General features: G+C 42.3%; 18 protein-coding genes. 10 read left to right on the top strand and 8 right to left on the bottom strand.

Annotation, left to right across the window (positions count from 1 at the left end):
- Nucleotides 1–11 precede the first annotated feature (11 nt).
- From H5162_RS06925 to H5162_RS06915, 3 genes are all read left to right on the top strand, one after another.
- Complete coding sequence (locus H5162_RS06925; RefSeq protein WP_182730721.1) at nt 12–1385, top strand: Gfo/Idh/MocA family protein; 1374 nt, start codon at nt 12–14, stop codon at nt 1383–1385.
- Between the two features lie 96 nt (nt 1386–1481).
- Nucleotides 1482–4319: a TonB-dependent receptor gene (locus H5162_RS06920; protein ID WP_145240087.1), complete on the top strand. Its 2838-nt coding sequence runs from the start codon at nt 1482–1484 to the stop codon at nt 4317–4319.
- Between the two features lie 105 nt (nt 4320–4424).
- Nucleotides 4425–5717, top strand: coding sequence for a DUF3472 domain-containing protein (locus H5162_RS06915; protein ID WP_182778040.1), 1293 nt, complete (start codon nt 4425–4427; stop codon nt 5715–5717).
- Here the strand turns inward: H5162_RS06915 and H5162_RS06910 are convergent.
- From H5162_RS06910 to H5162_RS06880, 7 genes are all read right to left on the bottom strand, one after another.
- Nucleotides 5714–6436: a response regulator gene (locus tag H5162_RS06910; protein WP_149982231.1), complete on the bottom strand. Its 723-nt coding sequence runs from the start codon at nt 6434–6436 to the stop codon at nt 5714–5716. The two genes, H5162_RS06915 and H5162_RS06910, sit on opposite strands and share 4 nt — an antisense overlap.
- Before the next feature lie 93 nt (nt 6437–6529).
- Nucleotides 6530–8152, bottom strand: coding sequence for a sensor histidine kinase (locus tag H5162_RS06905; protein WP_182778038.1), 1623 nt, complete (start codon nt 8150–8152; stop codon nt 6530–6532).
- Between the two features lie 12 nt (nt 8153–8164).
- Nucleotides 8165–9706, bottom strand: coding sequence for a tripartite tricarboxylate transporter permease (locus H5162_RS06900; protein WP_145240095.1), 1542 nt, complete (start codon nt 9704–9706; stop codon nt 8165–8167).
- Between the two features lie 3 nt (nt 9707–9709).
- Nucleotides 9710–10177 carry a tripartite tricarboxylate transporter TctB family protein gene (locus H5162_RS06895; protein ID WP_145240097.1) on the bottom strand — a complete coding sequence of 156 codons (468 nt, stop codon included), beginning with the start codon at nt 10175–10177 and terminating at the stop codon, nt 9710–9712.
- Nucleotides 10178–10188: 11 nt separating this feature from the next.
- Complete coding sequence (locus tag H5162_RS06890; protein ID WP_145240099.1) at nt 10189–11172, bottom strand: tripartite tricarboxylate transporter substrate binding protein; 984 nt, start codon at nt 11170–11172, stop codon at nt 10189–10191.
- A 12-nt stretch (nt 11173–11184) separates the two neighbouring features.
- Nucleotides 11185–12426 carry an OprO/OprP family phosphate-selective porin gene (locus H5162_RS06885; protein WP_145240101.1) on the bottom strand — a complete coding sequence of 414 codons (1242 nt, stop codon included), beginning with the start codon at nt 12424–12426 and terminating at the stop codon, nt 11185–11187.
- A gap of 279 nt (nt 12427–12705) precedes the next feature.
- On the bottom strand, nt 12706–14352 hold the full coding sequence (locus H5162_RS06880; protein ID WP_182717510.1) for a methyl-accepting chemotaxis protein: 1647 nt from the start codon (nt 14350–14352) through the stop codon (nt 12706–12708).
- 303 nt (nt 14353–14655) lie between these two features.
- Between H5162_RS06880 and H5162_RS06875 the strand changes: the two genes are divergently transcribed.
- The 6 genes from H5162_RS06875 to H5162_RS06850 all read left to right on the top strand — a co-directional run bounded on the left by H5162_RS06875 (nt 14656) and on the right by H5162_RS06850 (nt 24913).
- Complete coding sequence (locus tag H5162_RS06875; RefSeq protein WP_182778036.1) at nt 14656–15933, top strand: efflux RND transporter periplasmic adaptor subunit; 1278 nt, start codon at nt 14656–14658, stop codon at nt 15931–15933.
- Nucleotides 15930–16685 (top strand): ABC transporter ATP-binding protein, encoded by a 756-nt coding sequence (locus tag H5162_RS06870; protein ID WP_182735021.1) that lies wholly within the window; start codon nt 15930–15932, stop codon nt 16683–16685. Before H5162_RS06875 ends, H5162_RS06870 begins: the two co-directional genes overlap by 4 nt.
- A gap of 1 nt (nt 16686) precedes the next feature.
- Nucleotides 16687–19140 carry an ABC transporter permease gene (locus H5162_RS06865; RefSeq protein ID WP_182778034.1) on the top strand — a complete coding sequence of 818 codons (2454 nt, stop codon included), beginning with the start codon at nt 16687–16689 and terminating at the stop codon, nt 19138–19140.
- A 66-nt stretch (nt 19141–19206) separates the two neighbouring features.
- Entirely contained in the window at nt 19207–20592 is a 1386-nt protein-coding gene (locus tag H5162_RS06860; RefSeq protein ID WP_145240299.1) for a sigma-54 dependent transcriptional regulator, read from the top strand.
- Nucleotides 20593–21876: a PAS domain-containing sensor histidine kinase gene (locus H5162_RS06855; RefSeq protein ID WP_182778032.1), complete on the top strand. Its 1284-nt coding sequence runs from the start codon at nt 20593–20595 to the stop codon at nt 21874–21876.
- A gap of 88 nt (nt 21877–21964) precedes the next feature.
- Nucleotides 21965–24913 carry a DUF3857 domain-containing transglutaminase family protein gene (locus H5162_RS06850; RefSeq protein ID WP_182778030.1) on the top strand — a complete coding sequence of 983 codons (2949 nt, stop codon included), beginning with the start codon at nt 21965–21967 and terminating at the stop codon, nt 24911–24913.
- Nucleotides 24914–25332: 419 nt separating this feature from the next.
- Here the strand turns inward: H5162_RS06850 and ylqF are convergent, their stop codons facing one another.
- The gene (ylqF, locus tag H5162_RS06845; protein ID WP_182717516.1) at nt 25333–26277 is read right to left on the bottom strand and encodes a ribosome biogenesis GTPase YlqF; all 945 of its coding nucleotides are present in this window, start codon (nt 26275–26277) and stop codon (nt 25333–25335) included.
- Nucleotides 26278–26367: 90 nt separating this feature from the next.
- Here ylqF and H5162_RS06840 point away from each other — a divergent pair, with 90 nt between their 5' ends.
- Nucleotides 26368–26904, top strand: a complete 537-nt coding sequence (locus H5162_RS06840; RefSeq protein WP_145240254.1) for a YaeQ family protein — start codon at nt 26368–26370, stop codon at nt 26902–26904.
- The last annotated feature ends 4 nt before the right edge of the window (nt 26905–26908 follow it).

Raw genomic sequence — 26908 nt, 5'->3', positions numbered from 1 at the left:
AGGGCAATGTTATGGGCGATCTCAACCGTAGACGATTTTTACAATCAATGGCCGCAATTGCAGCAACCAGCGCGGCTTTGGGTTGTACCTCTACCACCAATTCCAAATCAATATTAAGAACCGCACAACAAGGACGTTCAACCCTTGGCTTAACAGTGCCAAAAATGGACGTAGTAAGGGTTGGCTTTATTGGCGTGGGTGAACGTGGTGTTGGTGCTGTTAAGCATTTTTGTCATCTCGATGGCGTTGAAATTAAAGCAATTTGCGATACCCATCAGGCCGTTGTAGACAGGGCCGTGAAGATTGTCGTTGATAAAGGTTTTAAAAAACCAGATACCTATGGCAAAAACGATCACGATTACCGTCGCATGCTAGAACGCCAAGATATTGATATTGTTATTATTTCAACACCATGGCAGTGGCATACGCCGATGGCTGTCGATACCATGGAAAGCGGCAAGCATGCTTTTGTTGAAGTACCAGCAGCAGTGACTGTAGAAGAGGCATGGCAACTAGTAAACACCTCTGAGCGAACTCAAAAAAACTGCATGATGTTGGAAAATGTTTGCTACGGACGCGACGAATTAATGGTTCTTAATATGGTTCGCCAAGGCGTTTTTGGTGAATTGTTGCATGGTGAAGCAGCATATATCCATGAGCTACGCTGGCAAATGAAAGAAATTGACCATAAAACAGGTTCTTGGCGTACACCATGGCATGCAGCGGTTAATGGTAATTTATACCCAACTCATGGCTTAGGCCCTGTTTCACAATACATGAATATCAATCGTGGCGATCGTTTTGACTATATAAGCTCGATGAGCTCGCCATCATTAGGCCGTGCAGCCTACGCTAAAAAAGAATTCCCCGCAGATCATAGCCGCAACAAACTTAACTATATTGCGGGTGATATGAATACCAGCATTATTAAAACGGTTAAAGGTCGCAGCATTATGGTGCAACACGATACCACCACCCCACGTCCTTATTCTCGTCATAACTTAATTCAAGGCACTAACGGTGTGTTTGCTGGCTTTCCAAATAGGATCGCACTTGAGCAAGGTGGCAGTAAAAGCTATCACGAGTGGGATTACGACATGGCTGATTGGTATAACAAATACGATCATCCGCTCTGGCAAAAAATGGGCGCTGAGGCTGAACGCAACGGCGGCCATGGTGGCATGGACTTCTTGATGTTTTGGCGGATTATTTTTTGCCTACGCAATGGCGAACCACTTGATCAAGATGTGTATGACGCAGCCGCATGGTCAGCTGTTTTCCCGCTATCTGTTGATTCTGTAGCCGATAGAAGTAACAGCAAAGACTTCCCAGATTTCACCCGTGGTCTTTGGCAGCAAGCAAAACCACTTGGCATTATTTCGTAATTAACCTCACGCGTGTTGGAGAAAAATACACTCAACACGCGTGGCAATAACTCAATAAAAAAACAACCATCAACAAGTAAAATACAGGTAACTATTATGAAAGCACAACTAAAACTGTCCACACTGTTTTTGTCTATGAGCGCCATCTTCAGTGGCACCTCGCTGGCAGCTGATGAAGACAAAAAAAAAGAAAAAGAAGCCGAAGCAGAGCAAGTCGAAGTAATTGAAGTTAGAGGTGTTCGCTCGAGTATTAAAGAATCCCTGTATTTAAAACAACAAGCTGTGGGGGTTATGGATGCTATCGTTGCTGAAGATATCGGTAAGTTTCCCGACCAAAACATTGCCGAGGCATTGCAACGGATGACGGGGATTGCAATTACGCGTAACGGCGGCGAGGGCCAAAATGTTACCGTGCGAGGTTTAGGTGGTGACTACAACGTTACCACCGTTAATGGCCGACGCATGGCATCAGAGCATTCTAGCCGTAACTTTAATTTTGACTTAATCGCCCCCGAAATAGTCCAATCCCTCGAAGTATACAAATCCCCACAAAGTAAAACACAAGAAGGCGGCATTGGCTCAGTTATCAATATCAAAACCCGCAAACCTTTGGATTTAGATGGTTTCACTTTATCAGGCAGTGCCAAAGGCATTTATGAAGAACGTACTGGCGACACCAATCCACAAGCTTCGTTTTTAATTAGTGATACCTTTTTTGATAATACCTTTGGAGCGCTGTTTACAGCGGTATATTCTGAACGTACACAGCGTGAAGACTCTTATGAAGGTGAAGGTTTTTATGATCCAGACGAGAATGTTGATGTACGTATCCCAATCGATAGTAACGGTAACGGCAAGCTTGAAGATAATGAGCAATCATACCCATCGATTATTCCAGGCTACGTACGTTATTCAAATTGGCAGGATACGCGTGAGCGACTGGGTGCAAGCTTAGCGCTGCAATGGCGCCCGTCAGATAGTATAGATGTTAACTTTGACAGCATGTACTCACAATACGAAACCAATGGTGAGCAATATCAAATTTCATTTGTAACCTATGATGAATCTTGGACACCGGGGATCCCCGCTATCGGTGAAGTAAAGTTCAATGAAGATGGTAATGCTAATTATGTAGAACTAGTTGATGGCGCAATGGCTGAGCTGTTAAATGTGTCTGTGCCACGTAATACAGATACTTGGCAATGGGGTTTTAATACGGTTTGGTATGCCACTGAGAGCTTAACGGTTGATTTAGATATTTCACAGTCACAAGCTAAAAATGTCAGCAATGGTAACAATCGTTTTATTGTTGCACGTGGTTTTGTTGATGGTATCACTATCGACCAAACCGGTAGTAATATGCTGCCAGATGTGACCATGACCCCAGCACTGAGTGCAGAACAACCTTTTGGTGCGCATTACAGCTACAATTCAGGCACCGATGTGAAAGACCAAATAGAAGAGGTGCGCTTAGCAGCAACCTATATTCCCTCTTTTGAACTAGTGAAAGATATTCAATTTGGCGTTCATTACGGCAAACAAACCAAAGAACGCAGTGTTTATAAATCAAAAAATGCATCAATGTTCAGTAATGGTGGCGCTTATTTTAAAAACTCAGAATACGACAGTTTTGACGACTCAAGTGTTGAAGAGCTAGGCGGCTTAAACCTATTTCGTTTACCAGCAGATGTACTCGTGCCAGCTAACTTTGATAACTTCTTAGATGGTGAGCCTGGTAAACATCCGGATCCATGGGCAAGCTTTAATTACGACAAACTGTATGCTTTTTATGAATCAATTAATCCACAAGCGGCGCAAGATAAAATTGTCGCAAAGAACAGCCCAAAGGATTCATTCGCCCTTACTGAGCAGACCTTAGCGGCTTTTGTTGAAGCAAATCTACAAGGCGATATTGCTAAACTGCCTTTTGCACTAAACATGGGCGTCCGTGTAATACAAACCGATGTCACATCAGATGGTTACATCTTTGATGTTGATAATGTTCGTTACAATATAACCGAAAAAGATGGCGCATTAAGCTATCGCGTTGAGGGTGAAATTGAAGATTATTACACCCGCTCCACCACTGAAGAAAGCTACACCGACGTACTACCGAGCTTAAACTTTAAATTGCATCTACGTGATGACTTACTCTATCGTTTTAGTGCGGCTAAAGTAATCACACGCCCAAACTTAGATTATCTATCGCCTTATAGCTACTTAGATTTTAATAATGCCGAATACCATGCCTCAAACCCGGGTATTAAGCCACTAAGAGCCAATCAAATAGATACGACGATTGAATGGTATTTCTCTGACTATGGTGCACTAACCTTTGCAGCCTACTATAAAGACATCGAATCAGTGATTGCCCGCGGCCGAGTAGGCACTGCGCAAGTGGGTAATTATTTTAAAGATGGAGTGGCTGTAGAAGGCCCAGTTTTTACAAAAATCTCACCTACATCGGAAAAAGGCGCAACAATTTTAGGCTTTGAAACAGCTTATCAGCAGTCTTTTGACGAAATACTTCCAGCACCATTCGATGGCCTGGGTGTACAAATAAACTATACTTTCACAGACAGCAGCTATGACGACGAAGAGCTAAATGATCTGCCATTTGTGGGGATGTCTGAGCACTCGTATAACGCGGTTATTTATTATGAAAAAGGTGATTATCAAACCCGTATTGCTTATAACTGGCGCGACGACTACTTAGTCTATCCTGATGCATGGGGCGGACCAGAATGGGCGGCAGACTACGGCCAATACGATTTCAGTGCCAGTTACAATATCACTGAGAAAGTGCGAGTTGATTTAAGCGTAACCAACTTAACCAATGAAAGACAGTGGTCATACGTAAAAACAGAAGAACAAATTCGTCGCTTAGCGCGCTATGGTCGCTCGATTAGCCTTGGCTTTTCAGCATCATTTTAAGCTTATACCCAAACCACCTCAAGATGCAGAATTCACATCTTGAGGAGGCTTGGGTATACCCTCTTATATTAGCGCCGTTTGTCGGCGCTTTTTATGGAGCTCACTATGAGAGTTTTACTATTTATTGGTTCATTATTATGGACTTCATTTTCGCCATTTGCAGTGGCAAACCAAACCACGGATTACTTTATTCCCAGTTATGGCAATAGTGCTACTAGCCATAGTATCGCAGCAAATAAAAAACTGATTAGTGATGTGGGGATCACGCACTGGCAAGACTCTGCAATACCAGTTAATCACTACTTTTACCTGCCAACAAAAGCGGCTTTTAATTTAAAGTTGCGCGCAAAAGTTGCAGGCGATCGCAGCCAGCTTAAAGTCGACTTTAATCAACAGAGTCAGTTAATTACGCTCACTAATCAGCAATTTCAAGATATCGATCTTGGCGAATTTCTGCCAGATCAAATCGGATACCAACAATTGCAACTTACCGGTATCGCTAAAACAGCTGACACCTTTGCTGATATTCAAGGTCTTATTGTCACGCTAGATAAAGAGTCGGCGGCGCCTTTATATGTAAAAGATGATATTTATTGGGGTCGTCGCGGGCCTTCCGTGCATTTAAACTATCCCATACCTGACAAGACTAAAAACTATCAATGGTTCTATTCAGAGCTGAGCGTACCACAAGGGTATGATCATCAAGGCTCGTATTTTATGGCCAATGGTTTTGCTGAGGGTTACTTTGGTATGCAAGTAAACTCTGACACTGAACGCCGTGTATTATTTTCAGTATGGAGTCCTTTTCAGACCGATGATCCAGCTGCTATTCCTGTGGAAATGCGTATTCAGCAATTAGCTAAAGGGCATGATGTGTATACCGGTAAGTTTGGTAATGAAGGTTCTGGCGGGCAAAGCTATTTAGTATTCCCTTGGCAAGCAGAACAAACCTACCGCTTTTTATTGAAAGTAAATCCGACTGAAAACCTTGCTAATCATACCGACTACAGCGCATATTTTTATGACCCTATCGCCGCAAAGTGGCTGTTCATTGCTTCATTTAGACGCCCTAGTACAGATACATATGTGGCAAGGCCACACAGCTTCTTAGAAAACTTCATCCCTGATGCAGGGCAATTCGAGCGCAAAGCGCTATACAGAAATCAGTGGCTCAGAGATACTCAAGGCCAATGGCACTCGCTTGATAAAGCACAATTTACTTATGATGCAACGGCTGCCAAGCAATCAAGAATGGATTATCAAGGAGGCACTGAAAACGCAGGTTTTTACTTACGCAACACTGGCTTTTTTACAGGCCCAACTAAATTACACAGTGAATTTGAACGCCCAGTTGGTCAAGCGCCTGAGGTAGACTTAAGCGCTTTGCCAGATAACTAAGCCATTTTATAACAGCGCTCTGGCCGACCTATGCTGCCATAGCTTTGGTCGGCACTGACTTGCTCTGCCTCTAGTAAATATTCTAAGTAACGGCGTGCAGTTGAGCGACTTACTCCTACAAGATCGCCCATTTGCTGTGCTGTAAAAGGCGTTTTTTTGTGCTCTTTAAATGCATCAATAATCTTTTTTAAAGTAAGCTGATCAACCCCTTTCGGCAGTCTAACCGGTGCTTTACTTTGTTCGCTTGAGCCAAATAAAGTGTCGACCATAGATTGGGTCACCTCGTTAGCATCAGACAAACACTGCTGGCGTGACTCAAATCGCGCTAACGCCTGATCAAGTCGATTAAGCATCAAAGGTTTAACCAAAAAATCACACGCCCCTAACTGCATTGCCTTTTCAAGAGTTTCGACTTCTTTGGCGGCAGTCAGTAGCATCACTTCGCTTTTAATTGAGCGCCGACGCAAGTCTGTTAATAACTCAAGGCCATTGCCATCTGGTAGATGGATGTCAAGCAAGATCAAATCGGGCTCTATCGCCTGTAATAGCGCGGTAGCTGTACTTAAGTTTGCTGCAATACCAACTACTTGATACTGACCTTGACGCAAGCTTTGTCGGGCAGTTTGGTTCCCCGCAACCCCATTCGGTAAAAGCAGGTATTGAGCAAGAAGTTGTGCAACTTCGAGCTCATCTTCGATGATAACTACTGAATATGTCATTTTTTATTACTCATTTTAGCGTTGCAATGTTAGCCCATTTACTTTTATTGTTGTTTGCTTGGCCACTGCTTATTAGCCTAAATTACCTTAGGGTTATTTAGGAATATAGACGCTTAATCGCGCGCCTTTTAAATCTGACTCACCAATTTCTAAACTACCACCACACGAATCTAAATTAGTTTTCACTAAATATAAACCAATGCCATGCTCTGCCCCTGCTTTTGAACTGTATTGTGGGGTAAATATCACTTCATGGTCGTTACCCAAGCCAAAACCACTGTCTTCGACATCAAACAATAATGTCTTACTCGTTTCATCAACCGTGACTCGTACATGAGGTTCTCGATCTTTACTGGCTCTGATCGCCGCATCAATGGCGTTATCAATTAAGTTGCCCAAGATTGATACTACTCGTTCTAACATTTCAGTACGTGCGATGGCACCAAGTAAACTTTCTGGGTTTAATTCCAATACTACGTTTAACTCGCGGGCTTTATGGTATTTACCCACCAGCAAACCGGCTAACACAGGATCTTGAATACGTTCTAATAAATGGTGGATCTGTGCTTGTGAACCTTGGCTTTCTTGGCCGATCAATTCGATTGCTTGCTCATTTTTACCCATTTGAATAAGCGCCCCAATTAGATTTAGCTTATTCGAATAGTCATGGGTTTGCACCCTTAACAACTCGGCAAATGCTTGTACTTTAGTAAGTTGCTGGCTCAAGTATTCAAGCTCATCAGCTGGGCGCAGAGTGAGTAAAATACCATCCGCCTGCCCTTGCACTTGCAATGAAAAACGCGACAACACCAAACGTTTATCCGCAGCAAACAACTCAAAGCCAACCATTTTACGACGCTGATTTCGTAATAAAAACTCAGCATGCTCTGGCAGTAAATCTTTCAGAGTTAATGACTGATTAATACAGGCGACTGGTTTATCTAAAATTTCACAAGCACGCTGAGTCAGTTTGCGTACTCGTCCGTCGGGATCAAGTGCAATAACACCGCTACGCATGGTATTTAAAATAGCGTCCTGCTCTGAAAACAACCTCGCTATTTCATCTGGTTGCAAACCAAAGATGGCATTTCTTACTCGCTGACCAATAAAGATAGCGGCAATAATACTCAAAGCAACTAACAACAAACCCCAAATCATAATTTCAACAATCCGCTCACGGATCAACGGCTCAACCGATTGCACTAAAAAACCGACCGAGACCAAACCAATAATATTTTGTTGCTCATCGTATACCGGCACTTTACCGCGAATGGATTTACCTAAGCTGCCCTGCGCCACCGAAATATAACGCTCGCCGTGTAACGCGTCTTGGCTATCACCGCCAACCATTTTTTTACCGAGTTTATTGCTATCTGGATGGACGATTCGATGCGCATTTTTATCACCAATAACAATAAAATCTGCGCCAGTTAGCTGGCGCAGATTTTCTATTTCTTGGTTGATTGCCACCAAGTTACTAGGGTTCTTTAAAGCTTTAACGACATCATCGCTTGATGCAATACTCGTCGCCACAGCGAGTGCTTTGTCACCAATGTGATCATGCAAACTTTGTGCGGTAATTCGATACACCAAACCGCCAAATAACACCGCTTGTAATACACACAGCCCTGTAACCCAAATTATTAACCGCGTTTCTAAACGCTTAGGCTTTTTAACTATGTTTTGCAGCGGATTTTGCGTCTTGGTGTAGCTCATTTTTTACCTCAATTATGCATGCTCTTGCTTCACTTTAAGCGCCGCTTTATCTGCCCGGCGTTGGGTTATAAAGTCTTTTAATGGAAATAACAACACTAATATTGAGATAATAAAAATGCTCAATGTTAGTGGGCGTTCCCATAAGAAGCTTAATGAACCATCCGAGATCATCATTGAACGACGGAAGTTACGCTCAATCATGTCGCCTAAAATAAAGCCTAATAGTAATGGTGCCATTGGGAAAGCCAGTAATCGTAATACCAACGCCACCACAGCAAAGCCAACCATCATAAATAAATCAAAGGTATTAAAGGAAACTAAATACACACCAATTAAGCTGAAGAACAAAATCATTATCGTTAATACTGATTTTGGCATCGCTAATACTTTTGCAAAATATGGTATCAAAGGAAGATTCAAAATCAGCAATACGATGTTACCAAAGTACATGCTAACGATAACCGCCCAAAATACACTTGGGTTTTCTTGCATCAGCATTGGACCTGGCTGAATACCGTAAGCAATTAAGGCACCTAACATAATAGCCGTAGTACCCGAGCCTGGAATACCTAATGTCAATAATGGTACAAATGAACCGGTACATGCAGCATTGTTCGCTGACTCCGGTGCTGCCAAGCCTCGTAATGAACCTTTACCAAACTTTTCTTTTAAGCCTTTAGGCGCTAAGTTACGTTCCGTCGCATACGCCATAAAGCTAGCGATAGTGGCACCTGCACCCGGCAATACGCCAACAATAAAACCAAGTATAGACGAGCGGCCAATAACTGGCGCAATGTCTTTGATCTCTTCTTTGGTCAATTTAGTTGAACCGATTTGCGGTGTGTCTGAATCATTAATACTCTTAGTTTCTTTTTTCTCTGGACGCACTACATTAATAAGCGCCTCAGCCAGTGCAAAAGTAGCCATTGCCACTAATAAAAAGCTAATGCCATCAAGTAAGTCAGCTTGGCCTAACGTAAAACGCTCAGTACCAGATGATGGATCAATCCCCACAGTCGCGAGCATTAAGCCAAATACTGTCATCATCATGGCTTTTAAAAATTGCCCTTTATTAGAAAACGCCGCGATCGCTGTTAAACCTAAAAACATCAGTACAACGTAATCTGGAGATTGAAAACTCAGCGATACTTTTGCCAACAAGGGGGCTGCAACCATCAATAAAATTGCGCCTATGGTTCCGCCGATAAAGGAGGAGTAAGCGGCTATCGCCAATGCTTTGCCAGCATGACCTTGTTTAGCCAGCGGATAGCCATCAAAGGAGGACGCAACTGTACCCGCCACCCCAGGGGCATTAATTAAAATAGATGATGTTGAACCGCCAAAAATTGCACCGTAATACACCCCCGCCATCAGAATCATCCCTGAATCGGCACCGATGCTATAAGTAATTGGGATCATTAACGCAATAGCAGTAATTGGCCCAAGCCCCGGAAGCATGCCGATAAAGGTACCAACAAAACAACCCACTATTACATACAATAAATTGTTCCAGTCGAGTACGGTCGACAAGCCCAGCATAATTCCATCAAACATAACTTAACTCCACAGGTTGCCAGGAACCAAATAAATACCGAGCACTTGGGTCATTAAAAACCAAAACACTACAGCAACAGGGATAGAGGCCAATAAGAGAATAGCCTTGCGGCGCTCACCCATAACAAAAAAGCCAACTAATAAAAACGCACTGGTTGAGATTAAAAAGCCAATAGGCTCAAGCGCTGCGCTATATATCACCATCAATATAAGCAACCCGATTGTTCGCAATACATGTGACTTTTCGAGCGCATTATCTTCATCAACGGCTGCAGTTGGTTTAAGTAAAGTAGCCCCGATAGAAAGCAGACAAACGATAATACCAAATGCCGCATATACTTTAGGTAAGGTGGCAGAAGTAACCGTTTCATACTCTTCAAATGGGAGTAACGGAATTTGCCATGCAACAATGGCGTAGAGGGTAAATAGCGCCAAGAATAAACTTGGCCCTAGTAGTTCGCGATTCAACATAAAAGCCTCGATTAACGTGACGTACGAATAAAGCCGAGTTCTTCCATAACAACTTTAAGCTGTGCTTCTTGCTGTTCAAGTGACTTTATAAATTGATCTTTTTCTTGGAATAGGTTTAACCAACCGTTACGTGCACGGACTACTTCCCATTCTGGAGTGGTTTGTAATTTACGTAACTTCTCGGTGTATTCTGCAAGTTTATCAGCCGGTAAATTAGGTGCCGCAAAGAAACCACGCCAATTAACAAACTCCATATCATAACCAAGTGATTTTAAGGTTGGAATTTGTGGATAATCTGGTAGTGCCTCACCAGAGGTCACAGCTAGAATACGTGCTTGACCGCCATTAGCGACTTCTAACGCTTCGCTAAGTCCGGTAGAAAGTAAGTTAACCTCGCCAGATAACAACCCTGCTTTGGCTTTACCACCCGCGTCATAAGGGATATAACGCAAACGACGTCCGTCAAGGCCTGCCGCTTTAACTGCTTGCGCTGCAACTAAGTGATCCATGCTGCCACGTGCAGAGCCACCAGCTACTTTTACAGAGCCTGAATCTTCTTTCATTGCTGCGATCACATCCTGCCAGGTTTTAAATGGCGAATCGTTACGTACTACAAATGCACCGTAGTCGGCAATCATACTGGCAACGGGAGTTAAATCACGGTAGCTGTAAGGAATTTTACCGGTTAGTGCCCGCAACACGATAGGTGTTGAGTTAACCATTAAGATATCGCCTTTTTTAGTACCAGACTCAATCAGATAAGCGATTGCACGGCCACCGCCGCCGCCCGACATATTTTGAAAAGACGCATTATCTTCAATACCCGCTTTCACTAAACCTTCACCCACACCGCGTGCTGTGGTATCCCAGCCGCCACCAGGGCCGCCCGGTACTAAAAAGTGAATGTCAGCCATAGCAAACGGACTGCTTAGTACTAACGATGCCGCAAGTACCGTAGTTTTAAATGATTTAAATGATTTTTTAAGTAAGTTCATCTCAATTTACTCCTAAAATAAATACTGCATGCGCGCACTAAAGCCCATACCTGAGTCTTCATCACCCACTAACGCAGTTGCGCCTGGACCCTCTACATCGCTGTAGATCAAGTTGCCCATAAATTTGATATCGCTGCTGATATAATAGGATGTGCCTAGGGTATAAGTAGTTACTTCAGTACCTTGCGTGCTACTTGTTGCATCCATTTGTGATACTCGGGCGACAAGCTCCCACGCATCTTTAATGCCTTTAGGTTGTACAAATAATGCTGAACCGGCTTTGTACCTGCGTTGCTCACCACCTAAGAAGTAGCTCGCTGATACATGAAAACCATCATAACGCTCGCCATCAAGCGGGTCGGCGCCATTAACAGCATCGAGTGTGCGGCTTGCGTATTCAGCCTCTAGCGTTAATGCATCAGCTTGATACGCAAACTCAAGACCACTTTGCGACAAACTATCCAATGCCACGGCATTACCACCCACCGCATAATCAACAAGACGTACATTGGCTTCACGTATTTCGCCACGGGCAAAGCGCGCACCTAACTCGTTACCACCCATATCACGGTATGAATGCCACGCACCTAAATGAATCACATCGCCTGGGGCTGCGCTTGACCAAGTAACACGTCCCGTTGCAGCGAGTGTTAGTTGATCATCTTCGTCATGACCCGTCGCACCAAAGGCATCATTTTTATAAACACCAACGGCATAACGAAAACCACTGTCTTTAAAGTATTGAGACGCTGACGCTCCCCAACGGAAGAACGGCGAAAAAGTATTGGCTAGCGTACTGCGCTCTATAGTATTGGTATGCTTAGAGCTCGTTAAGCCATTTAAAGTGATGTCTTCACGGATTTTACCCGCTTTAATTTTTAGACCATTATCGAAATTATAACGAACTCGCGCCATCACGATTTCTGCTGTACCTTCGGCAAACTCAAGCAGTAACTTGTGATCCCAGTTACCATGCTCACTTTCAACATAAGTACGAATACGACGCGCAAAAAAATCACCGCCCGCATCACCGTCATTATTCGCGTTATATGCACCATCAAAATAGTTGTAATCAAGTTGCACTCGACCACCAAATTCCAAATTAAAGCCGCTAGACTTCTTCAGCGCAGCGACTTCTTTTTGTAGTTCGTCTAGTTGCTGCTGTAATTTTTCAGTGTCATTGGCAGCGAATGCTGAGGTACTTGCTAGCGCTGCTGCAATGGCTAAAGCCAATTGTGTGTTACTTGCTTTCATTGGTTGTTCTCTCCACACCTGTTGATGATTTTGTTGTCGTTAGATGAGCGACTACACACTGCTATCTGTCTTCGAGCATAGTGTTAACGTCAGATTAACGAAATGTTTAGAATTTAAGCTGCATTGATCTGCTTAAAATGCATTTAGCGCATAAAAATCACGCACAATATGCACAAAACTACAGTTTAATAACTCGTTGATAGTAATTGATTATTTATTGAGGTTTAGCTAAAAGAGGCATCTTAAGGGGTGATAAATAATTCACCCCCTTGATAATACTTATACTTTAAAGTTGCTTACTAGGTTGTCTAACTGTTGACACTGCTGTGCCAATGCTTGGCATGCACGCTCAGCCTGATCCACTTTGTCTAGCATATTGCCACTTGATGTAGCGATACGTTGCACATTGATATTCACATCTTCACTCACTTGGCTTTGCTGCGTGGCAGCGGTGGCAATTTGCATGTTCATATCGTTAATAATGGTAACTGCGTCATTAATACGCTGCACCGATTGCGCGGCACCGCGAGAGTGCTCAATCGTTTGTTGACCGCTTTTGGTACTGGCTTGCATTGCACCAACCGCTTGATTGGTGCCTTGTTGGAGCTTTTCAATCATGGCGTTGATCTCTCCGGTACTATCTTGCGTGCGACTCGCTAATGAACGCACCTCGTCAGCAACGACCGCAAAGCCTCGCCCCTGCTCACCCGCGCGCGCGGCTTCAATGGCCGCATTTAACGCTAACAAGTTTGTTTGATCAGCAATACCACGGATAACATCAAGCACAGTGGCGATATTCATTACATCTTGCTCTAAGGTGTTTATTACGTCGCTCGATGCCGAAATGTCGGTCACCAGTTGATTAATTAACGAAATGGTTTCTTCAATTGTGGCTTTTGCTACATTGGCATCATTATTAGCAGTACTTGTGGCACTGGCCGCATCATTAGCGTTTTGGCTTACGTTATCACTGGTCGTGCTCATTTCATTTACCGCAGCTGCCACTTGCTCACTTTCTATTTGCTGATTACTGGCTTCACTTAATACACTTGCAGTAATAATGCGCAAACTTTCAGTTTCATTGCGCACCTGTTCAGCCGAGCCGACAACCGCCAATACTGTGTTATGAATTTTACTGATAAAGGTATTAAACGAACGCGCAAGCGCACCCATTTCATCGTTTGACTCACTGTTTAACCGTTGCGTGAGATCGCCTTGGCCACTAGCTATGTTTTCTAATGCTAACTGCATTTTCTTTAACGGCGCCAAAATAACGGTAGACAGCAGCCAAGTTGCAGCTATTGATAAAACAAAGCTCAATACAATACCAAACTGCAAAGCAAAGCTAGCAGACTCTTGATTAGCGGTTACTTCAATTAAAGAATTTGTAAGTTTGGCATCTATTTCATCACGCATGCTAGTAACATTTTTGCGAATACGCGCTAACACTGCTTCCATATCTTGTTTATGCTCAGCTAAGTAACTAGCCGCAAGCTGGTGATCACTAAAAAGTGCTTGGTAGTAACGAGACCAAATAGCGACATCGGCTTTGATATTCGTAACCCGCTGTGCATTGATCGCATCAATGTAGCCAGACTTCACCAGCTTTAATGGGCTAGAAAGGCGCGCGTCGATACGGACTATATTATCTCGGTACTCTGCAAGCTGTACTATATAGTTTTGTTTGTCGCCTTGTCCTAGCACCATGCTCAAACCTGCCGTTTTCACCTGAAAGAGATCACGATAGCCGTCTTCAAGATCGTCCAGCACCGTTCGCACCTCTAAGCTTATAAAACTGTTAAGTCGAGCTTGCTCTTTAAACGTATACAACACGTAACCCGACAACACCGAAAAAATAACTAAGGCGACGACGACAGGAATAGCAAATTTAACTCGAAAGCTAAGGTTATTTATAAATTGGCTCATTTTTATCACTTATCAGTTTGCGGGCAATGGGAGGGTGTGTTTAAAAGAAAAATAGCGCTATGTACCTGAAAAAACAAATAAACTAAATGAACAAAAAGAATTAAAAAACCTAATAGCCACGACCATTCCAAGTATATTTATTAAGCCCTATAAGCCACACTCCCACTTTTAATTTTATTTTCCCAAAGCTGGGAAACTGCTTCTAACAATAAAAAAGCAAACCAAGCAATTTCAATCACTTATAGTTTGGCATGTTATTCGCTTTAGGCTATTCAATTGCCTTAACAACAAATTACCAATGCCATGGATATAGATAGCACCTTAAAACGCAGCACCAAACCGAGTCAGCGTAAAAAACTCATATTTGGCACCTTACTTATTAGCATAGCGCTTATTATTTGGCTGATTTACTCATGGCTAGCACCTACCACATTGGCGGCTAATCAACTGCAAATAGCCACCGTAACTCAAGCTGATTTTGTAATAAAAATACGTGGCTTTGGCCGTTTAAAATCAAAGTATCAGCGTTATTTAACCAATACCGATAGCGCCATGGTCGAAGCTATTCATGTATACCCCGGCACCCGCGTCAATAAAGACACCGTTATTTTAACCCTGGTAAATCCACTACAAGCGCAACGTTTATCAGTCGCACGGCTCGAATTGGCAAGACAAAAAGCCAGCGCTAACGAACAAATAATCAATCAAAAGAGTCAGCTATTAGAGCGCCAAGCAAGCCTGACTATTTTAAAAAGCGAGCTTGAAAGTGCCCAACTGCGTGCACAGGCCGAAAGTAAATTAATCGAGCAAGGCATTGTTTCAAGCCTTGATTACAAGCGCAGTTTATTAACCGTGAAGCAACTAGAGCAACGTGTTGATATTGAAAAGCAACGCTTAGTCCAATTAGCCGATATGCACCATCAGCGCAGTAAAATTCAACAAGAGCTATTAAGCCAATTTGAATTGAACTATCAAGTACAACAGCAAGCCTTTGATGACTTACAGGTCACCGCCGGCATTGACGGCATGCTGCAAGAGCTTAATGTAGAGCTTGGTCAAAACCTTACACCAGGTACACGCCTCGCCATAGTAGGCTCAGATACCGCTCTCAAGGCTGAGCTTAGTGTGCAACAAAGCGATGCAGAAAAAATAGCTTTAAATATGCCAGCAAGAGTAAACACGTTTAGCACGGGTAATAGTGGCGAAGTAATCGCAACTGTCACCCGTATTGACCCTATCGTCAGTGATGGCCGCGTGATGATTGAACTTGATTTAACAGGTTCGTTGCCAGCTAACGCACGCCCAGATTTAAGTATTGAAGGGTATGTAATAAGCCACGTCATACCCAATGCACTCACCGTTAACTTACCCATCAAAGTGCAAGCCGATACTGACGCTACGCTTTTTAAACTTAACCCGACTACCCATTTAGCACACCCCACGCAAATTGAATTTGGTACACTCAGTGATAACAAAATTCAACTGCTGAGCGGCGCTAAAGTGGGTGAACAGCTGATCATTTCAGATCTCTCTAAATGGCAGCATTTGGCAACTATAAAAATAGAACAGGAAAGTTTATGAACACCAATACACTTATCTCATTAAAAAATATCGCCAAGGTTTATCGCAGCCAAAATGTTGAAACCTACGCCCTCAAAAATATCGACCTTGAAATAAATCAAAGCGATTATATTTGCATTAGTGGCCCATCAGGTTGTGGTAAATCAACGCTGTTATCTTTACTTGGCTTGCTAGACAGCCCTACCGAGGGGCAATATTTTATTAAAAACGTCGATACCAACACCCTCGACATGGACCAACAGGCAGAGCTGCGTAATTTACATATTGGCTTTATTTTTCAGTCATTTAATTTAATAGATGAACTTTCGGTGTTTGATAACGTAGCATTGCCGCTGACCTATCGTGAGCCTGCTATGAGCCAAGCTGATATTCAGAGCGCAGTAAAGCATGCTCTTGATGAGGTTGAAATGGGGCACCGCGCCCAACATAAACCTAATCAGCTCTCTGGTGGGCAACAACAACGTATTGCTATTGCCCGCGCCCTTGCCGGTAAACCCAGTATTTTATTGGTTGATGAGCCAACCGGTAACCTTGACTCTAAAAATGGTGATGCAGTGATGGACTTGCTCGACGCACTGAATCAAAAAGGCACTACCATTTGTATGGTAACCCATGATTTACGTTACGCAGGACGCGCAAAAACTCAGCTAAAACTACTCGATGGCGAAATTATCTCGTATTCGCAAGCACGCCAAGATACGCACACTGAAAATACCAGCGCTGTATCCGCTGATACTGCCGAGGTGATTTAACATGAGCCGTTTAACTAAAACACGTAGTCAACTGCGCTTGGCGTGGGCATCACTGATGAACGCACCGGGGTTTGTTACCGCCGTTGTAGCCACCTTGGCGCTCACTCTCGCGACCTTATTTGTAGTGCTAAGCCTAGTAAATAGTTACTTTTTAAAACCCCTTGATGTATTTGACGAAACCCGCATGGTGGTGGTTGAGCAAAGCCTAACCTATGACGACTACGATGCGGTTGGCTTTCAAAGTTATCAATCGATGGTGCACTGGCTTAAAAACAATCAAAGCTTTGAGCAAGCTTTTATGATGAATGCCGCTGAAAATGTTTTTTTATACTTAGACGGCCAACCAAAAAAGGATGTGCTGTATGTCGGTGGTGAATATTTTGAGCTCCTACATACTCCTTTTTTACTCGGACATGGCTTTAAAAAGGGCGGAACTTTAGAAGAAGCTGATAATAGCGCGGTCATTTCAGAGAAGTTCTGGAAAGAACATTTTAATAGTGACCCTGATGTAATTGGTAAGCCCTTAAAAACAGCCAGTGAGATTGAAGGTGATGGGCATATAATAACGGGGGTTGTAGCGGCTAATTTCAGCCCACCTTACATGATTAAAGCGGGCTCTGTTGATGTGTGGTATCCAACCAGTTCTGACCGTCGATTTTTCCATAATGATGACTGGCAAAGCCCGTGGACCAACACGTTTAGAAACTTAAAACTGATTGCAGTATTAAAGCCTGGCGTCACTAACGAGCAAGTAAAAACCGACTTAAAAGCCCAAATTGATAACATTAAATCTGAGTGGTTCAATAATGGCGGCATTACTGATGTAAAGCCCGTTGTAACACCGTATCGTGAAGTTGAGCTTGGCAATAACGATCAACTTAGTTTAATGATGCTTGCAGGCGCGGTGGGGCTATTGGTCATCGCTGTACTAAACGTCAGCACCTTGTTTTTTTCACGCGCGTTAGCACAGCATAAAACCTTAGCGCTGCAAGCTGTACTGGGCGCAAAACGTAAAACTTTATTTAGCAGCATTTTACTGCAATCACTCATTTTAATGAGTATATCGGTCAGCATTGCACTGTTTTTATCTATTTGGGGTATTCGGTTATTCAAAGTACTTGCAGAAGGACGCTTGCCACTGGTGAACAGCTTGGCTGTTGACCTTAATTTGGTGCTGATAGCGGTAGTTATGTGTATTGCTTTAGCGTACATATTCTCAGTGATCACTGCACGTTTAGTTAACTACAAAACCTTAAATAGCCAAATGCAAAACAGTGGCAAAGGCGGCGTGTCGCAAGTATCTGGTCGTACTGTGCGTATACTAATTGGCACACAAATGTTTGTGGCAGCCTTATTAGTTAGCTTTTCAATTATGATTGTTAGCAAAGCACTCGACACCATTAATCGCCCACTGGGTAGCGACACTGAAAACCTGTACTTTGCACAGTTATTTCAAACCAATAACAATGCAACACTGGCTGAGCGCTACGAGCAAATTAAGCAGTATCAAAAAGTATTACAAAATAGCGAAGGCATTAAAGATGTTGCTCTTGGGCAAAGCCCAGTATCCGCAAGACAAAATGCCAATACCCTAACCGATGTTGCAGGTAAAAGCTCAATCTTCTTTCCAAGCCAGTGGGTCGGGCCTGATTACTTTGATTTAGTGGGCACAAAAATACTCGCTGGGCGTACTTTTAGTGAGCAAGCAATGCGCGGTGAAACTAACGAGTTATTGGTATCTATCAGTGTCGCTAAATGGCTATTACCCGACCAGGAGTACACAAATGTTATCGGTAAAAGCTACAAAGGCCTTGAAGATAAAATGTTTGAAATTGTCGGTATAACGGAGGACTTTAACCACCCTAAATACTACGACGAATCATTTGGTCGGCACATGTGGTGGCCCGCACAGCCTTGGAGCTATATGTTTGTTATTGAAACAGAGCAAGGTGTTGAGCTGACCAGCAAGCAAGTTTTAAGTTTATTAAGAAAAGCCAATAGTCACTTAACTTTATGGCAATTTAGAGACTTACAACAAGAGTACGATGATTTATTGTATATGAGCCACCTAACAGTAGCACTGTGTAGTACCTTGGCATTATTTACTCTATTATTAGCAGCAATAGGTATCTTTGGCGTGCTGAGCTATAACCTAGGTCTGCGCCGTTATGAGTTTGGTATTCGCATGGCGCTCGGCGCTAAAAAGATACGCTTATTTAAATTAATGAGCAAAGAGGCGGTGATCCCTGTGCTGGTTGGCTTTGCCCTTGCAATAATAACCGTGTTAGCTGGTTATTTTATACTTCAAGAACAGCTAATGTCATGGCTAATCATGGATGTCCGGCTGCAATTAATGGCATGGACAATTACCTTAATTATTGCCATGTTCGCGTGTTTTAGGCCATTATTACTGTTAATTAAAGCAAAACCCATGGCTGCGCTTCGTAACGACTAAGCAATATGATGTGATAACCAAGCAAAAGTAAAGCAATTTGCTTTTGCTTGAAACAAGAAGAACAAAATGGACACAATTTTAGTTATCGACGACCAAGCCGATGTACGCATGGCGGCCATCGTGGCATTAAATCAAATTGGCTATCAGTGCATTGAAGCACAAGGCCCAGAGCAGGCGCTGGAAATAATCAGCAGCACAGCTATAAGCCTTATTTTGCTTGATATGAACTTTAAACTCGACACCACATCCGGCGCTGAAGGACTGCGATTTTTACAGCAACTGCAGACCCTGAGCGCTAATATCCCGGTGGTAGTCATGACCGCATGGGCAAGCGTTGATGTTGCTGTAAAAGCCATGCAGTTGGGTGCGGTCGATTTTGTTGAAAAGCCATGGAACAACCTGCGCTTAACTGCGGTGGTACAACAGCAGCTGAAACAACAAAAAACCAACCACGACAATGCTTGTTTAAAAGCATTGCATAGCACCAGCGATGCTAATTACATTGCCCTGTCAGCCACTATGCAACAGTTATTAGCCCGAGCTAAACGCGCAGCCCAAACCAATGCCAGCATTTTAATTACTGGCGAAAATGGCACTGGCAAGAGCCTCTTAGCACATTACATACATCAACATTCAAACCGCAGTGAGCAACGCTTCGTTAGCGTAAACATTGGTGCTATTGCCCCATCATTATTTGAAAGTGAATTATTTGGTCATAAAAAAGGCGCTTTTACTGATGCCAAAGAAGACCGCTTAGGCCGCTTTGAAATAGCCAATAGCGGTACCTTATTTTTAGATGAAATAGCCACTTTGCCGCTGGAGTTGCAAAGTAAAATGCTGCGCGTACTCGAAAGCCAAGAATTTGAAGTGCTCGGCTCCAGTCAAACCAAAATTGCCGACGTTCGTATTATTGCTGCAACCAATGCAGAGCTTGCCAAAGCCATTGAAGAAGGCGAATTTCGCCGCGATTTGCTGTTTCGACTCAACACCATTGAACTACACATTCCGCCCCTGCGCGAACGCCCGGAAGATATCGTTGAGCTGGCTAATCACTTGTTGGCAACACACAGTAAAAAATATCAGCGCAGCGGCATGACACTGACTGGCGAAGCGACGCTGGCGCTTACCCAGTACCATTGGCCTGGTAATGTAAGAGAGCTTAGCCATTGTGTTGAGCGAGCCGTGATTATGAGCGACAACGACAATATTGGCGCCTGTGATTTAATTCTTGCACAACCCAGTAGTGAAGCAAGCATCAGCCATAGCGCAGCAGCCAATCAATCATTACCGCTATTACCGCTGGAGGAGCTAGAAAAACAAATGATCCAAAAAGCACTGGCTGAATTTAATGGCAATGTTATTGCTGCTGGGGAATTTTTAGGATTAAGTAAATCAGCTATTTACAGGCGCATCGATAAGCATCAGCTTGATTTAAAAGAAGCAGACAGTTAAATGCCAACCAACCAGTCACTTGAACAGCACCTTAAACGCTACCTTTATTTGATGGTTTTTATCCTGCTGACGTTATGTATTTTGCTTACGATCAGCTGGGATTTAGATTGGTTTGCCAATATCAGTATATTATTGCCGTTGATCACTCTAACGGTACTTGCGGCGCTAAAAAGTTATCGGCTAGTTACTGATGTACTCGATCGGTTTGGCTTACAACTTGATGCCCTTGCGAATAACGAAAGCAATAGCTGGCACTTAGCCAAATACCAAGGTGGGCGCATTACAAGCTTAAAAGCCGACTTTAATAAACTCAGTAACAAAATTGCTAAAAATAAACGTCATTACATACAAACCGAAGAGTTTGTATTTGAGTTTGTTGGCATGCTTGATTTACCCATTGTTATTTTAGACCCGCACGGATTAGTCTATTTCACTAATCAAGCATTCTTAAATAGTTTAACCACTCCTAACGTTGCAGGTTTAACAGCAAATAATCTCGGCCTCATATATAACCAAGGCATGTGGCAACAACATGATGATTCATGTTTTGAGCAGCGTTTTCATATCTCATCACAAACATTTTGGCGTGCAGGGCGAAGCTACGAATTACTGACATTATTTTCGATTGAGCAACAACTACGTAGCAACGAGCAACAAGTATGGCAGCGATTAATACGCGTACTTAATCATGAAGTTAGAAACTCCCTCACACCGATTTACTCAATGAGTCAGTCTCTTCAGATCATGAAGCAGCAAGGACAGATCAGTAATGCACCTGATTTAGCCAGCGACATGCTACAAGTGATTGAAAAACGCGCCCAGCATTTGCTCGACTTTGTAGCCAGTTACAGTGCCTTTTCACAGCTGCCTGCCGCTAATAAGCAAGCCGTAACCACAAAACAAATCAATCTGAGATTACATGCCTTATTTCCACAGTTAGTTATTCAAGCAACTGAACCTCAGCACTTCAATGTAGATTTAGGCCAGTTAGAACAAGCACTGATCAACCTAATTAAAAATGCCTTTGAAGCCGGAGGTTGTAGCGCACCTACTCTTAGCTGGCAACAACATAAAGATAAAGTTGTTATTAAGCTGCTCGATAGCGGCACTGGTATTACAAATCCTGAAAACCTATTTGTGCCTTTTTATTCAACAAAAGCGCAAGGCGCGGGGATCGGTTTAGTGATCAGCCGCGAACTCATTCGTAATCAAGGTGGTCAGTTACAATTATTAGCCAATCCTGAAGGTCAAGGTACTCGTGTATTAGTTACCTTACCAAGATAATGCCCTGTATTTTATTGGCTTATAAGCCATAGCTTGGTAATCTAACAACAATAGGGACACTTAAAACCAGCCAAAAAGAAGAACAATAATGAAATGGACTCAATTAACGAGCCTCACACTCAGTGTGTGTTTTTTAGTTATAAGTTTTTATAGCACCAGCCAAGAATACCAAATCCAAGCTGCAGATGATTGGGTGAAACAACAGCCACTGATTAAAACGGAAATCCCAGTCAACCAAATCGTCGATGGTACTTATTACCGATTACTTGATACCCAAATAAAAGTATCTGCTCAACATCCTCAGCAGCGCTTCACGCGTACTGTGATGCAGGCGGTGAACCAAACTGGCATCGATTACATTAGCCAACTTAATTTAGACTTTGATCCCAGTTATCAAACCCTCACACTCAATAGTCTTGGCCTTATCCGAGATGGGCAATACATAAATAAACTCGCTAGCGCACAATTTAAGGTCTTACAACGAGAAACCGAATTAGCCAATGGAATTTACAACGGCAGCCTAAGTTTAAATATTATTGTTGATGATATGCGCATTAACGACCAGCTCGATTACAGCTTTACGATTACTGGCCGCAACCCTATTTACCAACATTTTAGCGCGTCTCGCACATTAAACTGGTCGGTACCGGTGGCGCAACAATTTATGCGTGTGTTATGGCAAAAACCCACACCACTTTATATCAATACAATTAACGGCGAGGTTGACATAAAAGACACCCCGCTCGCTGTTGGTCATGACTATCAAATCAGCTTACACAATCAAGCAACAATCACATCTTCAAGCCAAACACCATATTGGTATAACCCGTATAAACAGGTTTTTTTCTCTGAATTAAAATCATGGCAGGAAGTTGCTAACTGGGCAGCCCCTTTATATCAATCCGCAATAGAAGTAACAGATCCTGTAACACTCATTGCCGATGAAATAGCCATGCATAATCCACAAGCCTCCGATCGTATCGCCGCTGCATTAAAATTCAGTCAAGACGAGGTTCGTTATTTAGGCTTGGAGATGGGTACTAACTCCCACCAACCAACGTCGGCATCTGAAACTCTGGCACTTCGTTATGGTGATTGTAAAGACAAAACCGTACTGCTAATTTCATTACTTAAAGCAATGGGGATCAAAGCCTATCCTGCATTAGTGAACACTGACGAAGGTAAACGGTTAATTGAACTACCAGCCTCAGCACAAATATTTGATCATGTCATTGTCACGCTTGAGCATGCAGGTCAACGTTATTGGCTAGATCCAACAATAAACTATCAAACCGGAACTTTAGCGCATTTAGCACAACCAAATTATGGTTATGCATTGATTGTTAAACCTTTTGAGCAACAGCTTACAAAAATGAGTCCCCCTGTCGATGGTATTACAATTAAAACGCATGATAACTACACCATAGCTCTTAAACCTGAACAGCCAACAACATTTCAAACTAGTTACATATATAGCCAGTTTGATGCTGTAAATAGACGCAGTTCATTAGCCCGCAATGGACTCGATAAAATAGCGAAAGATTACCTAGAATATTACCAAGGCTATTTTCAAGGCATAACCATTGATAAGCCGATGACGGTAACTGAGAATACAAATAACGGCGAGCTGTTAAGTGACGAGTTTTACCTTATTAATGATTTTTGGCAACCTGACGACGAAGGACTCAGAGCTGACTTTTATGCCTCAGAGATACAAAATAGCGTTTACGAACCCGATCAAATTAATCGCACAACGCCGCTGTATTTTAAGTACCCAAATAATATTGAAACAACGATTAAAATAAAATTTGAAGAACCAAATTGGCACTTTGATAATAAGCAAAGTGAAATTGATAATGCGTTCTTTAATTTCAAAAAGAATATCCACTTTACGGACAATATATTAACACTCGATTTTTCATTTAGCGCCAAACAAGATCATATTCCAGCTGATCAGATTAAACTGTACCTGAGCGAACGAGACAAGCTAATCGACAATGCGCAGTTTGGCATTGTTAAATATGTAACTGCAGATACCACTAGCAGTTTTGATTTAAACGATAATTGGATCATTGTAGTATTACTTGCTTACCTGCTCGCACTGATATTTTTTATTGTGGCATGGCGTATCGAGTCAGCAAAGCGCCCAACATTTAGTGATGCGCAGTTTTACCCAGTTACTAATGCAAAGTTTATTCTTTATAGTATTTTTACTTTAGGACTTTTTATTAACTACTGGAGTTATCGCAACTGGAAAGCAATTAAAATACAGCAAAATAGTCATATCATGCCGATTGCTCGCGGGATTTTCGCGATATTTTTTTATTACTCTTTATATTTAGAGCTAGTTGCACACAGCCAAACGCAGCACAATAAAAATAAAATCATGCCAAACGTCTTGGCAATTATTGCGTGGTTACTGGTTATTTTGGCAAGTCTCATGACCCGTATTGACGAAGCAACTACTATAGCTATTTGTATCCTGCCATTTTTATGGCTGCCATTAGTTAATTACATTCAACACCTAAACCAATCATCTGACGCACTTGCATACAATTCTAAATGGCGAGTAAGAAATATAGTTATCGCCATAATCTGGGTACCTATTTTATTTTTAAGCTTACTGGAAGAAGTCTATTTATTACCGAGTACCGCTATCGTAAAAGGCGATAAATTGTGGTCATTTCAAATGCAATTCTTAAAACGCCATCAATTAGTACCTATTGATGAAGATGTTTTATATTTTTACAGCGATGCGTGGGTAGATTTTCGTAACGACGGCAATGGTATAAGCGACAACTACATTTTTAGCTATTGGCAAAATGAACAAGGCCAACTTGAATCAAACTTAAAACACTTTAAGGATGTTACTAGCGTCGAAGTCACTTATGGCAGAACACAACTTGATAATACAGTGATTAAAGTTATCGACAAACAAGGCGAGCACTTTTTACTTATAGTTAATAGCGAAGGAAGCAAAGATAAAGAATTGGTAGAACAAATAAATAACCGCATTGCAAGTAATAAGACGCCATAAGCATTAGCAATGCAAAATAATCTAATATCAGCAAGAAGTCGGGCTGTGTAATATTAATGCCAACAAAGTGCTTTATTTGTTGTTTTTATCAGCAAATAAAATAAATGAGAATTATTTGCAAATGGGTGTTGACAGATCATAAGATCTAACTGATAATCAATATCAACAAGACGCAAAGCACAACGACTTGTACGGAATAAACTGATTTGTTTCTCGACCCTGAAACACGTGTGGCGCACGTAAACAGCTAAGGTTACCTGTTACTAACCGCAACGCCCCTTGATGTTGGTGACAGGTAACCGCCCTACTATTTTACTTGCTACATTGCTCATATCGGTGACGGTAGATATGAAACTAAAAAAGCCCTTACGGGCTTTTTTTATGTCTGTAATTTAGTGAGCTAACCAGTGGAAAAACAATTACCGGCGGTTTTTACGTGCTCGTGCTCGACGTTGTTTTTTCTCTTCTTCTTTAGCGGCTTTTTTAGCCTCAGCCGCAGCACGAAGCCCTGCAACCATCACTTCTTCTTCTTCACGCATAGCTGGAGTTTCCATAGTGATACGACCAATTATGCCATCGCGTAATTCATTAATTAGAATTTCTGACATTTTATAAGTATCAATTTGGTTACCACCACGAATACAACCACGCTTTTTACCCGCCATTTCAACAAATTCCCAATCATTTTCAGGTAATTCATCAATTTTATAACGCGCTTTTAAAAGTTCAGGATACGCCCGCAATAGATATTCAGCGGTGTAACTAGCGACTTCTTCATATTCAAGTGCGGTATCACGTATCGCACCTGTAGCACCTAAACGGTAGCCTGAGTTTTCATTTTCAACTTTTGGCCACAACATACCCGGTGTGTCGTAAAGCATGATGCCGTCTTCAAGCTTAATACGTTGCTGCGCTTTAGTAACCGCCGGTTCGTTGCCTGTTTTCGCAACAATACGACCCGCTAACACATTAATTAACGTAGATTTACCCACGTTAGGAATACCCATGATCATGGCTTTAATTTGCTTATCAGCACCGACTTTGTGTGGTACTAATTTTTTACACAGTTCATTAATACGATGAACTTCAGCCGCTTTATCATTACCAAACGCAATCGCTTTTACGCCATTTTCTTGCTCAAAGTAATCCTTCCACGTTTGCGTCATTTTAGGATCGGCTAAATCAGCTTTATTCAAAATTTTGATGACCGGCTTACCTTCACGCAACGTCGCCACCATCGGGTTTTCACTACTGTAAGGAATGCGCGCATCAAGCACTTCAATGATCACATCCATTTGTGGCATTATTTCTTTAATTTCATTACGGGCTTTATTCATATGCCCAGGGAACCACTGGATAGCCATTTTTAACTCCTACAGATAATTTCGGGCTATTTTAACTGGCTCAGCCCTTAATTGCGCTATACTGGCGCAAATTTTTTTAAATAAACTGTTATGGCTCTTAAATCGACGATTATTAAAGCGCAGTTATCGCTAAGCGATATGGACCGCAACGTATACCAAGACTTTAATTTAACCTTGGCACAACACCCTTCAGAAACCGAGCAACGCTTGATGATCCGCTTGCTTGCCTATGCACTTAATGCCTGTGATGGTTTAGAATTTACTAAAGGTTTATCGGCTGATGATGAACCAGAGCTGTGGCATAAAAGCTATAGCGATGAGATCGAGCTGTGGGTTGAGCTTGGTTTACCTGATGAAAAGCGTGTTAAAAAAGCCTGTAATAAAGCTAAAAAAGTGGTGCTATACACTTATGGTGAAAACAACCAAGCAATTTGGTGGCAAAAGCATCAACCTAAATTGTATGAGTTTAAAAATTTAAGTATTTTTAGTTTAGATTTTGCTACAACTCAAGCGCTGGCAGCGCTGGTTGATCGCAATATATCGCTGACTATTACCATTCAAGATGGTGATGTATGGGTGAGCTCTGATTCAGTTAACATTGAAATAAAACCAGTACAATTAATGTAATTGT

It is taken from the genome of Pseudoalteromonas sp. SR41-8 (assembly GCF_014163915.1).
Lineage (GTDB): Bacteria > Pseudomonadota > Gammaproteobacteria > Enterobacterales > Alteromonadaceae > Pseudoalteromonas > Pseudoalteromonas rhizosphaerae.
The sequence above is the reverse complement of the archived record's forward strand: the minus strand, read 5'-3'. Positions and strand labels throughout refer to the sequence as shown.

What these genes read in the sequence shown, in the direction of transcription:
- H5162_RS06865 (WP_182778034.1), top strand. Translation starts at nt 16,687, where the DNA reads ATGAGCCGTTTAACTAAAACACGTAGTCAACTGCGCTTGGCGTGGGCA.
- H5162_RS06850 (WP_182778030.1), top strand. Translation starts at nt 21,965, where the DNA reads ATGAAATGGACTCAATTAACGAGCCTCACACTCAGTGTGTGTTTTTTA.
- H5162_RS06875 (WP_182778036.1), top strand. Translation starts at nt 14,656, where the DNA reads ATGGATATAGATAGCACCTTAAAACGCAGCACCAAACCGAGTCAGCGT.
- H5162_RS06905 (WP_182778038.1), bottom strand. Translation starts at nt 8,152, where the DNA reads ATGAGCTACACCAAGACGCAAAATCCGCTGCAAAACATAGTTAAAAAG.
- H5162_RS06870 (WP_182735021.1), top strand. Translation starts at nt 15,930, where the DNA reads ATGAACACCAATACACTTATCTCATTAAAAAATATCGCCAAGGTTTAT.
- H5162_RS06880 (WP_182717510.1), bottom strand. Translation starts at nt 14,352, where the DNA reads ATGAGCCAATTTATAAATAACCTTAGCTTTCGAGTTAAATTTGCTATT.
- H5162_RS06890 (WP_145240099.1), bottom strand. Translation starts at nt 11,172, where the DNA reads ATGAACTTACTTAAAAAATCATTTAAATCATTTAAAACTACGGTACTT.
- H5162_RS06910 (WP_149982231.1), bottom strand. Translation starts at nt 6,436, where the DNA reads ATGACATATTCAGTAGTTATCATCGAAGATGAGCTCGAAGTTGCACAA.
- ylqF (WP_182717516.1), bottom strand. Translation starts at nt 26,277, where the DNA reads ATGGCTATCCAGTGGTTCCCTGGGCATATGAATAAAGCCCGTAATGAA.
- H5162_RS06885 (WP_145240101.1), bottom strand. Translation starts at nt 12,426, where the DNA reads ATGAAAGCAAGTAACACACAATTGGCTTTAGCCATTGCAGCAGCGCTA.
- H5162_RS06855 (WP_182778032.1), top strand. Translation starts at nt 20,593, where the DNA reads ATGCCAACCAACCAGTCACTTGAACAGCACCTTAAACGCTACCTTTAT.
- H5162_RS06900 (WP_145240095.1), bottom strand. Translation starts at nt 9,706, where the DNA reads ATGTTTGATGGAATTATGCTGGGCTTGTCGACCGTACTCGACTGGAAC.
- H5162_RS06860 (WP_145240299.1), top strand. Translation starts at nt 19,207, where the DNA reads ATGGACACAATTTTAGTTATCGACGACCAAGCCGATGTACGCATGGCG.
- H5162_RS06925 (WP_182730721.1), top strand. Translation starts at nt 12, where the DNA reads ATGGGCGATCTCAACCGTAGACGATTTTTACAATCAATGGCCGCAATT.
- H5162_RS06915 (WP_182778040.1), top strand. Translation starts at nt 4,425, where the DNA reads ATGAGAGTTTTACTATTTATTGGTTCATTATTATGGACTTCATTTTCG.
- H5162_RS06895 (WP_145240097.1), bottom strand. Translation starts at nt 10,177, where the DNA reads ATGTTGAATCGCGAACTACTAGGGCCAAGTTTATTCTTGGCGCTATTT.
- H5162_RS06840 (WP_145240254.1), top strand. Translation starts at nt 26,368, where the DNA reads ATGGCTCTTAAATCGACGATTATTAAAGCGCAGTTATCGCTAAGCGAT.
- H5162_RS06920 (WP_145240087.1), top strand. Translation starts at nt 1,482, where the DNA reads ATGAAAGCACAACTAAAACTGTCCACACTGTTTTTGTCTATGAGCGCC.